This window comes from Kineococcus sp. AC630 (genome assembly GCF_979255925.1).
On sequence record NZ_CEEDMJ010000060.1, the window covers coordinates 1 to 382 of the forward strand.

The 382-nt window shown below is 35.3% G+C and carries 1 protein-coding gene; it reads right to left on the reverse strand.

All coding sequences use genetic code 11. The annotated features are described in order from the left end of the window. Positions 1 to 382, reverse strand: a 382-nt coding sequence (locus AC0I8G_RS25850; RefSeq protein WP_471732502.1) for a hypothetical protein, incomplete at both ends; no start/stop codon positions are given.

Genomic DNA, 382 nt, shown 5'->3' on the forward strand with positions numbered 1-382 from the left:
GTTGATGATCTTGAATCGCGTCTCTCAATGCTTTCATTGATTGATCTAAAGCTTCTGCTTGCGCTACTTTTTGAGCTACTTCGTCACGAGTAGGTACTTGGTTGATTTGTTCTTGTAGTGCTTGACGTTGTGCAGCATTTAGATTTTGTAGATGATTGATAGTTTCGTTTGCTAGTTGTTTATCTTGAGCTAATTTTTGTTCTCCGTGTAATTGATCTTTGGCATTGATAACAGCTTGTGTTGCTTGTTCAATTTGTGTTTGATCTAATGTTGGATTTGTAGCTTGATTGATAATATCTAAAGCATGTTGAACCGCTTGAGAATAATCATCTTTTTGTTTTTGATCTTCGTTTGTGAATTGACTACTATTTTCAACTTGCTG